Genomic DNA, 14,068 nt, shown 5'->3' on the forward strand with positions numbered 1-14,068 from the left:
TTCCAAGATAGCCATAGATCCCACCTTTAAAATGTGGGGTTCATGGAGCGCTTACATTCAATCTTCCAAATGTGGTTGATGCTGTTCGCACAGATATCTAAGCGTATAGGTAACGCGATCACATTGTTCGACGCGGCCCTGCGTCTCGGTTTCTTCAATTCTCATGCTCGGTCACCCCACATCACGACCCAGCGGACGTAGAGCTATTTCAGCAACCCTAAGATGGGTTCAAGGAGCTGCTGACCTGGCGACCTTCACGTGTCCGCTCGGGTGATTCGCGCTACGGGTTTCTCAGCGATCAACCCATCTTCTTCAGATGGTTGATTACCGTATGCCTGGATATTCCCAGTCGCTTGGCAATCTCCGTCTGCCCCAGCCCTTGGTCTGCGAGCGCTTTGATTTGTGGTCGCAGCTCTTCTGACGCAGCAACCATAGGATGAGGCGCTTTGGAAGCTTGTAAAGGGATCTCGCTGGTCAACAAGCCCGAAACGGTTAGGTCTTCTCTGAGGTGTTCCAGAATCTGTTGGGGAGTTTCGCCTCGTTCTGAAGCGTAGGTCAGCAAGAGGAGCGTAAGCGGGTCTACTCCAAGGGCTTTCGCAAGATCATCGCTCACTTCAAGCGTGACCGATCGGGCGCCGGATTCGAGCCGGCTGACGTATGATTGATCGGCAGCCTGGCCCAGTTCCTGCTGCAACGAAGCTTGGCGCATCCGAAGGAATTGCAGAGCAGCAGCGAAAGATGTGCGCAGTGACATAAGCGTTCCTGTGTAAACGGAACGATATGCGGCATTTGCTTTGTATAAAACAAATGCCTATAGTCATCCACTCTCTACACTCGGCGAGCCCAGCCCCAGCGTTCGGCCCAGCCAGTCGTTTCCTCAATTTACGTCCAAATCGAAATCCAGCCCTGAAGCAAAGCAAGCCAGATTTTGACCTGGCAAGCCGTGGCCGGGCAGCAAGGCCCTGAGCATCAACATCATGCAGATACTTCTCTACTCTGACCTCCATGTCGAGTTCACACCTTTTCATCCACCAGAGATGGTGGCTGACCTCGTGGTGTTGGCTGGTGATATCAGCCTCCAAAGTCGTGGGGTTTTGTGGGCAAATGAGACCTTCAAAGCTCCAGTCGTGTACTGCGCTGGGAATCATGAGTGCTACAAAGGGCATATCGATCGAACAATCGAGAAGATGCGAGCAGCAGCGGCCCCTCACGTTCACGTGCTTGAAAACGAGTCGTGGGTCTTCGGGAATGTCAGATTCTTGGTGGGTACTGCATGGACGGATTTTTCGGCCACGGGGGATACGGTCGCCGCATCCGTGACCTGCGGCCGGGTGATGAACGACTTCAAAATGATTAGGGCCGACTCGAATTATCGGCGCTTGCGGCCGGCCGACCTCGTAGCCAAGAACCACGCCACGCGGGAGTTTCTTAGCCAGGAGCTGAGCCGGCCATTCACGGGGAAAACATTTGTCGTCACTCACCATGCCCCAATGGCTGAGGTAGCGGGCGATGAGCAGGATGGGCATGTCAGCGCTGCGTACTACAACAGGTGGCACTCCTTGGTGGAGCGGGCCGACTATTGGGCGTTCGGCCATACCCACTTATCCGTCGACACTGTCCTGGGTGGATGCCGTCTGCTGTCAAACCAGCGTGGTTATCCAGGTGAGGACTGCGGATTTGATCCGTTCAAATTAATCGAAATCAATTGAGGGATGGTGAGTAGCGTGAGTGCTTGTGAATTGGTCGGACTTCCACCGCTAGTTGTCCAGGCAGCCGGCATCGATTGGGGAGTCACGGTTGACGCGTACCTCATGAACGCGGCCCGCGTGGGTGATCGCATCACGGCAATGGTCTATTGCGATCTGTCGGGCGTCGGTAGCGATGGCATGACCGTTGTGACCCCGAAACTACGCATGGTGAAGCAGGAGGGTGGTTACACCTTAGTGCAAAGCATGACTGGCCTCGATCATTACGTGATTGTATCTGAGCTATCGGAGCGTTCTCAAATTGGTGCGTGAATTGTCATCGCCTGATTATCCGCTGGGTTTTATCAAAGCTCGGCTGAGCTTTTACCTCGAAAACCTGTGGCTTTGTTAACTGAGTAAGCCTGCCAAGACCGGTGGTATACAACGGTTGAACTAGTTATTCCCGATCGGTGAGCACAGCCCTGCTCACCATGCTCCTTCGCATCCACTACTCAAGGAAAGGTATGTCCGACCTAAAAAAGATGACCCTCACGGTCAAGAACTACAACGTCAAGGCGAGCGGTGATATCGACTCAATCTACGACAATGTACGTTGCGAAGATAGTGAGGGCAAGACGTTCCACTTTAAAGAAGTGGCGATGTTGGACTACTTAAAACGTCATGGCGCCATTGTGACTGACAGCCCGAGAACTTGGTATTACAAAAATTTGAATAAAAAATCAATTGTTCTCGTGGCTTTTGAAAAGGGTAACGGAAAGGTCGAGTATGACCTAGATCATATGCGGCTGGTCGCTAGATCAAGCGTTCTGAAGGGTGTTGTGTTTGGGCTTGCGGCGATCCCCGCGGGTCTGATCATCGCGACCGCCACGTACGGAGTCGGGCTCTTGTTCATCCCTGTCTGCTTTTTCTACAGCTACAGAAGCCTGTTCAAAATCCCCAAAATGCTTCGTCGTAAGACGCTGGTAGACGACCTGGCCACTCACGGCGTTGTCGTTCGTTAGCCATCGGCGGCTACCTGGCTGGCCTGGCGCAGGTCGCCAGGTTCAGGCTTATGGCCACAGCCATCGGGATCAGCGCTACCTGAGCGGTATCGTAAAACCTCAATCGGGGATGATCAAAGGTCTATCGAGGATGGCGGATGAGAGAGCTGAAAATCATCGCGCCCTGCGCTCATTGGTCATTTTCTGGATGGAGTGGTCAGCATCGCTGCTTTAGGAACCGATACAACCAGATCGCGATGATTGCGCTGCAGGTATTCGGAAATTCGAAGATCGCGCAAGACTGGCTGGAGAGGCCTGTGCGTGGGCTAGGCTGTCGAGCCCCCTGCAGCCTGCTGTGCACGCTTTCAGGGTATGACGAGATTTATGACCTACTCATGCGTCTTGACCATGGCATCTTCACCTGAGCGTTAGCTCTGATCGGCACCTGGTCTGCCTAACCTCAAGAGATGGATCATAGCCATCCTCCGCCGCAGCCGCACTACAGCCGCTTGCATGCCTGCTGCCATCATAGTGATGTCAACTCCAGCGCTTGGTGGTAGTCTCCCTGCATTTCAAAGCCTCCGCTGCTGGACGGCCTCGCTTTTGATGGCCACAGCAGCCCCGTATGCAGCCCTTCGCTGAGGCTGGGATGCCGGGGCAGGGGGTGCTAACGAACGGGAGCAAGGGATGGCACGGAGAACGTTTTTTTCCTTCCATTATCAGGAAGACGTGTGGCGATGCTGGAATGTCAGGAATTGCCTGGTGGTCAGCAAGGATCAAGAAGCCCAGGGCTTCTTTGATGGCAGTGTATTCGAGGCCTCCAAGAGGGAAGGCGATGAAGCGCTGAAGACCTTCCTTCGCAACGGTCTCAACAACACTTCTGTAACGTGTGTACTCGCTGGCCAGTACACCGCCGGCAGGCGGTGGGTGCGGTACGAGATCGTGCGCAGTGTCCTGAAGGGCAACGGGCTGCTCATCGTTGATATCCATGGCGTGAGAAACAACGACAAGCAGCTCGGGGTGAAAGGCACAAACCCTCTGGATCAGGTGGGGCTGTATCTCGCCAACGGTAAAATTCTCTTCGCGGAGGTCAAGGGCGGAAAGTGGGTGAGGTATGAGGATTACACCCATGCCATTCCGGCCGCTGATCTCTGGTTCGATGCTCCTACCAGCAACGCGGTAGTCCCCCTTTCCAAGCACTGCATGCGTTACGACTTCGCCGCTCAGAATGGCAGGGACAACATCGCTGGCTGGATCGAAACGGCGGCTGGGCTGGCTGGTCGTTAGAAATATAGTTCTTGGCGCGGTGGCTTACAGCAATCGACATTTCAGATCACTCAGGTATTGCACATGGCAGTTACACAGCGCCTGGCCGGCGTCAGGATCCACCTGTCCGGATCAAATAAAGAATCGAAACCAGAGATCGCTGCTTTCGTACAGAAGCTCGCAGCAAAGGTCTTCAGCGAAGGAGGCTCCATTGTCCATGGAAGTCATCCCTCATTCACTGCGCCCCTGCAGAAGGCAGCAGAAGACTTCATCGAGGCAGGCGGTAGCAAAGGTGCGCTCACGCTTGTTCGAGCGAAAAGCTTCTCGACCGACCAGTACACCGCTGAAATTGAAGCGCAGAGAGCATTTGCTTCTGTTGAAATCGTACCAGCAGATAATAGCAATGGCATCGCAGCAGACGGTCTGACCCCGATGCGTGATTGGATGGCGGATCGTTCTGACGTCGTTGTCTGCGTGGGGGGCGCTTGGTGGGACGTCAACAAAGCAAAAGCGGGCGTTCCCAATGAGCTTGATGCAATGCTTGAGCTCGGTAAGCCTGGCTTTGTTGTGGCTGGCTTCGGCGGGGCAATCGCAGGCTACCTCAAAGAAGACCCTTCGTTGTTATCTCGCCTGCGCAACGGCTTGTCTGAGGATGCCAATAAGGTCATTGCCGAAAGCACGTCCGAAGACCAGGTCGTGGATCTGATTGTCGAACAGCTGAAAAACCTGCCACTGAACCGGCGAAATATTTCGCGGGGTCGCAACTTCCGTATCTTGGCCCTGGACGGAGGAGGGCTCAGAGGTACCTTCACAGCGGCAGTCTTGGCCAAGTGGGACGACATGCTGAAGGCAGGTGGCGGGAACGATCTGATCTCGCACTTCGATCTGGTGGCTGGCACATCCACGGGCGCGATCTTGGCAATAGGGCTCGCCATGGGTTTGAAGCCACGTCAAATACTAGAGTTTTATGAAAAAAAGGGCCCTCAGATTTTTCCGAAGGATCGGAAGCTTCGGCACTGGCTCAAGTCCAAGCATGACTCGGCCACCCTACGCAGTCTGCTGACGGAGGTGTACGGGGACAAAACGCTGGCTGCAGATTCCCGCTGCCGTTTAGTGATTCCGACTGTCAGGGCCAAGCAAGGTCAGGCAGAGGCGATCGTCACCCCGCATAGCCCAGATCGCACCGCTTACCGAGATATCTCAGCCGTTGACGCTGCACTGGCGTCCTCCGCTGCCCCTACCTATTTTGACGAAGTTACCTTCAATGGGCCTGTCGCGTTGGAGACGTTCCTCGATGGTGGCGTATGGGCAAATAACCCCATCCTCCCGGCGCTGGCAGAAGCAGTTCGTTACCTGAAGATCCCTCTGGACAGGATCGATGTGCTTAGCATTGGCACACTCAGCAGTGAAAGCGATTTTACCGAGCAACTCGGAAAGGGCAAGGCAGGTTGGGCACCTCACAGCGTTGATCTCTTTTTCGCCGCCCAGGAGCATGGTGCTCTGGTACTTGCGGAGAGCTTCCTGGGCCCAACACGTCACGTGCGCGTTAACCAACAGACGCCTGACGAAATCAAGATGGATGACGCCGAGGCTATCCAGGAGATGGCGCGACGCGGCAATGAGGCTGGTAAAGATCATTTTGCAGAGGTGCGCTCCAGATTCTTTGACGGCCAGCATGTTGATCCGTGGGAGCTGTTTTAAAACGGCATGGGCGCTTGGGAGATAGTCTCCCGACGCCCGTTTGGTTACTGACGTTTAATCGACCCTGATTGCGAGGCGGTCATGTCATTCATCTATCAGCTTGCTGTTTTGGGAGCGCCATCGGCCGAGCAACTCTCTGAGCTTGAAGCCGCCGTAGCCGATGCGGTTTCAATGTTTGGCTTGGGGTTGGGCCATGAAGTTGGCTGGGAAGTAGCTCCTGCTGCTTTCATTCCTCATCAGCAACGATCGGCCGCAGTCGTATTTTTCGGTGGTGTGGGCGCTGATCATCCCAGCCTGCCAAGCCTACTGCGTGGCGGCGTGCCTGTTGTCCCCGTCGTGTCCGATCTTGGTCGAGTCGCGACGGAAATCCCGGAAATCCTACGGCCATTGAATTGCTTAGCGTACCGCAATGGTGGGGCGAAGCGGGTAGCTGCCGCGCTTTTGGAGTGCGCAGGTCTGCTTCCGAAGCAACGTCGAGTCTTTGTCAGCTATCGGCGCGACGAGGCTCGGCAGGCTGCCCTGCAGATGTTCGACGCGTTGTCTGCCAGGCATTTCGATGTTTTCCTCGATACCCATAGCATCGCGCCGGCTGAAGATTTCCAGACCATGCTATGGCATCGGCTTTGCGACTCTGACGTGCTCTTAATGCTCGACACGCCGGATTACTTCAACAGTCGATGGACGGCTGCCGAATTCGGAAGGGCGCTTGCCAAGGGTATTAGCGTTCTTCGTGTAGGGTGGCCTGAAGCCCAGCGCTCTACACGTCTTGGCACCGCAAGCTTGGCTGAGCTTGATGCGAGTGAGTTGGATGCCGCTTCTGGGCGGATTAGTGATCAGGCCATTGACCGTATCTGTCTTCAGCTCGAAGAGGTACGCAGCAAAAGTCATGCGGTGCGAACCGTTAACCTCGTGAGCAATCTGCGGAACGGCATCGAGCTCATTGGGGGCGAGGTGATTGGCATGGGCACCGGCCGCGGGATCCGGGTACGTCTGCCTGATGACCGAATGGTTGTGGTTTATCCAACAGTCGGAGTGCCGACTTCGACGACTATGCACGAAGCTTCAATGAACTCACCTGACGAATCCGTGGCCATACTCTATGACCATGTAGGGTTGCATCCCCAGTGGATGACTCACCTGGATTGGCTCGGGCAGCACATCCGAGCGACACGCTGGGTTAAGGCCACTGAAGCGGCCTGGCAATTTGCAGACTGGAGTGCATAGAAATGGGTGCGATTTTCCTTTCAGCCAGTATCCCTGTAGTCGGAAGGGGGCAGTATTACGAGACCGCTGATCCATTCCTGATCCAGTGCGCCGTTCGTGAGATGGCCATTGCTACCGTTCGCAAGCACAAGATTGTCTGGGGTGGCCATCCTGCCATTACCCCGATGATTTGGAGTATCTGCGAAGACTTAGGGGTTGAATACACAGAGTCTGTTGTTTTGTATCAAAGCCGCTTTTTCGAAGGCCGCTATCCGGAAGAGAACCAGCGGTTTGATAACGTCGTTTATACCGATCCTGTCCCCGGCGATATTCAAGCTAGCTTGCAATTGATGCGGGAGGAAATGCTCTCTCGTGAGGATTTGATTGGTGCTGTATTCATTGGTGGTATGGATGGTGTTGAGGTCGAATACGAGATCTTTAAGCGGTTCAATCCTGAGGCTTTCGTTCTCCCAGTTGCTGCTCCAGGCGGTGCAGCGCTCAATCTTGCTCGCGACAAAGGTTACTTTGATGGGCCGGCGCTAGATGACATAGATTTTGCCACACTCTTCAATCGTTATTTGCCAGTTTAATCGAAACGGGGGAGAGTTGACCTACGAAAATTGCGACTGGCTCAAGGCGTGTAATCGATATGCCTATGGAAAATGGCAGTGGCCGGTATCTACGCCCATTTGTCATCTGGAATAGCTAAAATTGGTCAAGGAATATCATGTACCTCGGATTTGAACTTGAAGACTACAAGCCACTGGAGCACGTGTCGCAGAAGGAGGTAGATGAATACAAAGCGCGCGCACGCAACCTCAATATCCAGGATCTGGCAGAATTCGTAGTGACTCGACTACAAGGCCATGATGTTCTCGATGCCAAGGGACTCGCGGACATACTATTTCCAGCGAAGCAGGCTCACATTTTTCTCTCTCATTCCCATAGGGATGAAGACAACGCGATAAAGTTCGCTATCGCTATGGAAAGGCGAGACGTCAAGGTCTTCATTGACTCATGCGTGTGGGGATCTGTGGACGCTGTTTTAGACGTTGTGAATGAGAAATACTCTGACTCCGAAGTCGTTGGCGATCAGAAATATTTCTCGCACAGAAAGTGTGATTTGGCGTCAGCAGCTGTGCATATGCTGCTGACGACTGAGCTTAATAGAATGATCGATGATACCGAGTGCTTCGTGTTTTTTAATACGAAGCAATCTGTTCCGATAAGGCAGCAAGGGCAGGAGAATGGCAGGATGCTAACACTGTCTCCTTGGATCTATTCGGAACTGTCTTTCAGTGCGCGGGTGCGTAGTAGAAAGCCCTCTAGAAAACGGTTGCCGAAGCCCAGTAAGTTTCGTGTTGCTGAAGATTGCATGCAGAGTGTATTTCATCTTGCGAGATCCGCTGTCTTTGGATTCGACGCAGACTCCGATCATCTTCCCACGATCACAGGTGAAGAGTTAAGGACGCACTTCCGGCATACGCGTTATCGAGGAAGTTTTTATCTTGACTCACTCTATTACCAATACGAGCTTGAGGAAGCGTTTTCCGAAAGGGCAGTTGACTCTGCATTAATAGATTAGCCTTGAGGCGAGCGTGAGGGGTAGCTGGATCCTTATGGTATTATTCGTTTAAACTGATCTGCTAAGATCGGCTAAAGTGAGCCGTGCATCCCAGTTTTCTGCTGCGATAGAGTGGGAATTGAGCAATGGATTGCGATCAACTGGTAAACGACCTCCGGGACTACATGGCTTCTGAGCAAGGTTCTCGCGAAGCTGCAATCCAGTCGCTATTCGAAGGGCTTGTTAGAGACAGTGAGCTAGTAGGGCTCGCCGCACATCTTCAATTGTCTGACGATACGGCCTTAAAGTCAGTGATCAGGGAAATCTCTGGGCGACAAGGCGTAATCAATCGGCTTCAGGAGCGCCTCCGGAAGCTGCGCAACGAGCGGCAGGTTAGCCAGGCGGTACCAATGCGACCAGGCAAGAACAAGGGCTCGCTTTTGAGAGAGCTCACCACTCTTGTCGCCGCTGCTGACCTGCAAGCTGCGGAGCGCTTGCTTCTGACTGCGCTGGAAGAGGGGCAAGACCCGGATTATTTGACCCTGTTGGGGCGGGTCTACACACTCCAGCATCGTCCCGTAGAAGGGGCTAGGGCCATACAATCAGCTGATGCAATTCGGCGTCAACAAGGTGCGTTCGTCCTTGATCGCACTATGAGCCCAGACCATCACAACCCAAGCGCAGCCGATTTGGATTTCGTCCAAGAGAATGCGCGCCAATTCGCTCCTCTGGAAGACGAGACCTTTGAGTTTCGGCATTTTCAGACTGACAGCGCTAGTGTCCGGGTGGAGCCGACCGCTAGACCGAATGATCGTGATGCGGATGGCGCCGGCAGCGGGGAACAGCCGCATCGAGCGAATTGCACGAAGGAGCCCAAACGCCGGCTTAGCTTAAACCCAGCGGGGGTTAACTCGCTTAATCGCGATGCTAGTACACAGACCCACAGCGCGAGCGTCCGGGTGGACTCGGCCATTCGACCAAATGGCCGTGAAGTAGATGGTGCCGACAACGCACAACAGCTGCATCGAGCAACTGGCACGAAGGAGCCCAAGCGACGGCTCAGCTTAAATCCAGCGCGGGTTAACTCGCCTAAAAGCGATGCCAGTACACAAACCCACAACGCGGGCATCCGGGTGGATGGCAGTAAACAAGCTCACACTCTCGGCACGCCGGATCCTTCCCCGTGGTCGACTTCATCAGTCGACAGCACCCAAAAAGCACATATAGATCTCTCTGCGGAGCCAGCCCCGGAGGTCGAGGTAGACGTCTCCGCAAAGATATTGAGCCGTTTCCTGGCCGACGAACCGGTGCCTGGTGCGTTGTCTGATTCCCGCGACGTTGATGCGTTCTACCTCGACCAAATTGAAGATGATGGCTCTATAGGTATGGGGGACATACCGTACTCGGAGGATGCCGACTTCGACCCAAACCTCGCAGCGGAATTGGCTGAGCTAGAACTGTACGGCACCACGAGAGCGCGTGAAGACAAATCCCAAAGGGACAGTGAGTACCTGAAGGACGCTGATGACGAGTTCGCTTTCTATGCATTCGATCCAGACACTGTATTCGACAATGACAAGTATCAGGTCGAGCCCGTTGGGGGCAATTCAGAGAATCGGATAACGCGTGAGGAGCGTGCGAAGCAAAAGGCCGTAGAACTTGTGTACAGGTACGATTGGCCGCATGGAACGCTTCCCCTGATTCAACAGATTTACATCATGAGCGGATGGGGCGCGACCCGGGTTGCATTGGAACGAGCGATCGATGAAGGGCTGACTCCTGAGGAGCTCGTGCTCGCTGCGCACATCAAGGTCATCTGGGCTGACAATGATTTGTATTGGATCGCATTCGACAGTACTGGCAGCACCCGCCTGTCCTACCATGCGTTGTCTTGGCGCACGGCGCTGATGATTGTCCGTTCATTTGAGTCGATACCACAGGTGGAGGAGATCGATGTGCTCTTGGAGCAGCTTTTTGAGTATTGGTACGAAAACGCCACGCTGAGGCGTGTATTCAAAGCCTTCGCGAGGTACCTGTGGTACCGGTTTGGTGATATCGACGGTGCCCTTCCCGCACGTCAGATGGGCGATTTTGACTCGCCCTATCAGCGCCCTGGAGAAGAGTACAGCGACCTTGGTATTCCGAATGATCTTGAGACAGCAAGTCTTCGGGAACTTCAGGCATATGGCGTACCGCAGATCAAAGACCCGCAAGAACCGAGCTGCTATTTCAGCGATCTCCCCGGTGGTACGGAAGAAGGTGAAGACGTCGCGTCGACTAAACAGCAAAACGATCAGCCAGCTGAACTGAATGGCGGCGAGGTTCGCTCCGATGCCCAGGTAGACACTCCTACCTCGGAGCTGGCCGGGGAAGACAATCGCGGATGACCAAGACAGCAATGGTCAGCTGCGCTACGCAAACAGACGATACAGGCTTGTCCTGCCCGACCACTCGTAAATTGGACTCACAGGGAGTACCGCATGAAGCCGCTTAAACTTACTCACGTACAGGGTTGTTGGGTTAAGCGCTTAAGCCCCGGTGGCCAAGAGGAGATTGGTGTCGTCAAGATGGCAATCCCTGAGACTGGAAAGACTCAAGTTCACTGGATTCGAGCGGGTAGTGCGAGCATCGTTGATTCTGATGCCCTGAAATCGGGATTTGTGAATGGCCAAGACGTTCTGGACGCGATGCCCGGGACAGGTGTTCGCTCGCTAGGCCTAGGCGCGATCATGCAGCTCAGAGACTTAGCTGGGAGCGAGCAGGCGCTCGTGGATTTCCCTGAAAAGGGAGAGCGACACTGGTTGCCGTACCAATACCTACGTCAGGTTAAGGGCGTCAGGCATCGGTTTGTGACCGCTCAGATGGGGGGCGAGCCTGACGCTGAGCGTGTGCGACTGCGGTTGCTCGCTCACGCCATCAAAGTATGGAATGAGAATACGGGATCCCTGTCTCACCTGGAAATTGACCCGCTGCCGCATCAAATCAACTTGGTGCATCACATCCTCGCGTCGAACAATCTGAGTTGGTTGATCGCCGATGATGTTGGTCTGGGCAAAACGATTGAAACGGGCATGTTGCTCCACGCGCTGATCCAGCGAAAGCGTGTGAAGCGCATTCTCCTGATCACGCCCGCGGGGTTAACCAAACAATGGCAAGATGAGCTGTACTACAAATTCAAGCTCGAAGACTTTGAAATCTATCATGAGGATTTCTTCGTCAACGAGCCGCGCCAGTGGAAGATGCACGACTGCGTAATTGGGTCGTTGGATCGCCTCAAGCAGCCTGATCACCTCGAAAGTCTGCTCCAAGCAGAGCCTTGGGATTTGGTCATCTTCGATGAAGGTCACCGTCTCAGTCGTCGCCAGTACGGCCTGAAGTACGAAAGTTCTGAGCGCTACGATCTCGCCAAAGCGCTTCGGAGTCGCACAGAGCACATGCTGCTTCTCAGTGCGACTCCTCACCAGGGTATGCAGGACAAGTTCGTAGCGTTGCTTGAGTTGCTGCGTCCGGAACGGCGAGAAGAGCTTCAAATGCTCAGACTCAAGCCCGAAATTCTGCGTGACATGGTTTACCGCAATCACAAGGCAGACGTTACCGATGCTGAGGGACGCTTCATTTTTGAAGGAAAAATTACCTCTGCGCTGCAGGTATCCAGCAGCCAGGAATCGATTGACTTCGACCATACCCTGCAGCACTACCTGCGCAAAGGGTATGCCGCAGGCGAGGCTTTAGGTCAGACGGGGAACGCTATTGGCTTTGTGATGACGGTGTACCGCAAACTCGCCGTGTCTAGTGCAGCTGCGATCCACCAGGCTCTTCGGAATCGACTTCAGCGATTGCTGGACAACTTTGGTGAAGACAGAATATCCAGTGCACCGGCTGATCAGCGCTATATAGGTGAGTGGGAAGAGCAGGTCAGTGGTGAGGCAGAAGAGTTCTTCGCAGGGGAGATTCAGCTCCTCAAGCAGCTCATCGATGACGCTGCGCTGCTCATGGCGAATGATTTGAAACTCACGGAGTTTCTCGACAAGGTCATCGGGGCAATCAATGCGAAGAACCTTGAAGAGAAGGTGTTGATCTTCACCGAGTATCGAACCACACAGCGCTATCTCAGGGATGCACTGGCGGCCCGGTTTGGTGGGGACAAAGTCGCGCTCATCAATGGCTCCATGCAGCACGTGGAGCGTCGAGAAGCGATCGCTCAATTTGAGACGCAGGGTCGGTTCCTTATTTCCACCGAGGCGGGTGGTGAGGGTATCAACCTACAGAGACAGTGCCACATGATGGTGAACTATGACCTGCCCTGGAACCCCATGCGCCTTGTCCAGCGGATTGGTAGGTTGTATCGCTACGGGCAGAAGATGAAGGTCGTTGTGTTCAACATCCAGCAGTCCGATAGCCTTGATCAGGAGATCGTTGACCTGATGTACCAGCGGATCGATAGCGTTGTTGATGACTTGGCCGAGGTTCAGCATCATGAATTCAACGAAGGTCTGAAGGACGAAATACTCGGCGAATTGGTGGATCTAATCGATGTGGATGACATCCTTCAGCAAGCAACGAAGCTAGGTATCGAGCGTACCAGCGAACGCATTGACGCTGCCCTGGAGGAGGCCAAGCGGGCTGCTGAGAAGCAGAGGGAAATCTTCGCCCACGCCGCGACAAATGACATCAACGAATTGGGGGATCAAGTGGCAATTACCATCGATCATCTCCAAAGCTTCGTCACAGGCATGTTCGGCCAGCTCGGTGTTGAAATTTCTGTTCCTAGCAACGAGCCGCGGCTCTTGCGAATTCGCTTGCCAGACCTGGTCATGCAAGAGCTGGGACGCAGCAGAAAAACTTCGTCGCGTATGGATGTCACCGTTGACAGGGAGCTCGCTGCTCGTCGCCCAGAGATCCAGATGTTGGATTTGACCTCGCAATTGATGCAGTACCTGCTTGCCAAAGCATGTTTGTATGACTTTGACGGCCTGGCAGGATCTGTTTGCTCACCAAGCCTAGGGAGGGAAGATGGCGCATTGCTAGGAGCGATGCTTCGCTGGCAAGGCCCGCAGGGAAATCGTGTGCGCCAGGAGTTTGTAACTATTTTGGCCGGGCAGGGGGAAATCAAGGTCAACTCTCCAGAGGCCAGTAATTGGCTGATGACGCCCGCGCGTTTCAGTGCACAAACGACATCAGCACCCTTATCGAAAGCTCTTTTTAATGCAGCCGATGAGGTGGCCAACAAACGGCTGGCCGAGCTAAGCAATCAGTTCCTGATACCTGAAAACCTCGATTGGGCAGGAGCGGCCTGGACGTTTCCCCGCTGAATGCAGGAGCCCATGTCCCGCGCAATCCTACGAACTGGGTGCCGGCGGTTTCAAGGTGCCGGCACGCCAATTCCAGTCGCTACTCGCTCACATGAAACCTCGGCCGATTGACTTGGGAAGTGCAGTCTGTTAACACCTTGGCCAGCAAGAGTTTGAGGGCAAAAGAAAGCCCGCTGCTAGGCGGGCAAGGTCTATCACACGTAGGGATGACTTTAGGTTCACTCGCGCACCGTGAAAATTAAGTGGAAGAGAAGTCCCTGGAATGTGATGGTCGCATCGCTAAGGCGGTTCGTTACTGAACCATTCGTGCAGGTGAAATGGGTGGCCTTGCAGAGC

The 14,068-nt window shown here is 54.2% G+C and carries 12 protein-coding genes; 11 read left to right on the plus strand and 1 reads right to left on the minus strand.

The annotated features are described in order from the left end of the window. Positions 1-298: 298 nt before the first annotated feature. Positions 299-754 (minus strand): helix-turn-helix domain-containing protein, encoded by a 456-nt coding sequence (locus tag FPT12_RS09050; RefSeq protein WP_145015859.1) that lies wholly within the window; start codon positions 752-754, stop codon positions 299-301. A gap of 223 nt (positions 755-977) precedes the next feature. Here FPT12_RS09050 and FPT12_RS09055 point away from each other — a divergent pair, with 223 nt between their 5' ends. From FPT12_RS09055 to FPT12_RS09105, 11 genes are all read left to right on the plus strand, one after another. After that, positions 978-1,709: a metallophosphoesterase gene (locus FPT12_RS09055; protein WP_145015861.1), complete on the plus strand. Its 732-nt coding sequence runs from the start codon at positions 978-980 to the stop codon at positions 1,707-1,709. Positions 1,710-1,811: 102 nt separating this feature from the next. Continuing rightward, positions 1,812-2,018 (plus strand): hypothetical protein, encoded by a 207-nt coding sequence (locus tag FPT12_RS09060; protein WP_306108833.1) that lies wholly within the window; start codon positions 1,812-1,814, stop codon positions 2,016-2,018. Positions 2,019-2,209: 191 nt separating this feature from the next. Beyond that, entirely contained in the window at positions 2,210-2,707 is a 498-nt protein-coding gene (locus FPT12_RS09065) for a hypothetical protein (RefSeq protein ID WP_145015865.1), read from the plus strand. Between the two features lie 236 nt (positions 2,708-2,943). Beyond that, a complete protein-coding gene (locus FPT12_RS27910) occupies positions 2,944-3,111 on the plus strand; it encodes an antitoxin Xre/MbcA/ParS toxin-binding domain-containing protein (protein WP_256676691.1) in 168 nt (55 codons plus the stop codon). 262 nt (positions 3,112-3,373) lie between these two features. Next, positions 3,374-3,973 (plus strand): TIR domain-containing protein, encoded by a 600-nt coding sequence (locus FPT12_RS09075; protein WP_145015869.1) that lies wholly within the window; start codon positions 3,374-3,376, stop codon positions 3,971-3,973. Positions 3,974-4,036: 63 nt separating this feature from the next. After that, positions 4,037-5,653 carry a CBASS cGAMP-activated phospholipase gene (locus FPT12_RS09080; protein ID WP_145015871.1) on the plus strand — a complete coding sequence of 539 codons (1,617 nt, stop codon included), beginning with the start codon at positions 4,037-4,039 and terminating at the stop codon, positions 5,651-5,653. A gap of 81 nt (positions 5,654-5,734) precedes the next feature. Further along, positions 5,735-6,877 carry a toll/interleukin-1 receptor domain-containing protein gene (locus FPT12_RS09085; protein WP_145015873.1) on the plus strand — a complete coding sequence of 381 codons (1,143 nt, stop codon included), beginning with the start codon at positions 5,735-5,737 and terminating at the stop codon, positions 6,875-6,877. A gap of 2 nt (positions 6,878-6,879) precedes the next feature. Beyond that, positions 6,880-7,446: a hypothetical protein gene (locus FPT12_RS09090; RefSeq protein ID WP_145015874.1), complete on the plus strand. Its 567-nt coding sequence runs from the start codon at positions 6,880-6,882 to the stop codon at positions 7,444-7,446. Between the two features lie 137 nt (positions 7,447-7,583). Beyond that, positions 7,584-8,441: a hypothetical protein gene (locus tag FPT12_RS09095; RefSeq protein ID WP_145015876.1), complete on the plus strand. Its 858-nt coding sequence runs from the start codon at positions 7,584-7,586 to the stop codon at positions 8,439-8,441. A gap of 125 nt (positions 8,442-8,566) precedes the next feature. Continuing rightward, positions 8,567-10,807, plus strand: coding sequence for a hypothetical protein (locus tag FPT12_RS09100; RefSeq protein ID WP_145015878.1), 2,241 nt, complete (start codon positions 8,567-8,569; stop codon positions 10,805-10,807). A 93-nt stretch (positions 10,808-10,900) separates the two neighbouring features. Next, positions 10,901-13,732: a DEAD/DEAH box helicase gene (locus FPT12_RS09105; protein ID WP_256676671.1), complete on the plus strand. Its 2,832-nt coding sequence runs from the start codon at positions 10,901-10,903 to the stop codon at positions 13,730-13,732. The last annotated feature ends 336 nt before the right edge of the window (positions 13,733-14,068 follow it).

The organism is Pseudomonas sp. H3(2019) (genome assembly GCF_007713465.1).
Taxonomy (GTDB): Bacteria; Pseudomonadota; Gammaproteobacteria; order Pseudomonadales; family Pseudomonadaceae; genus Aquipseudomonas.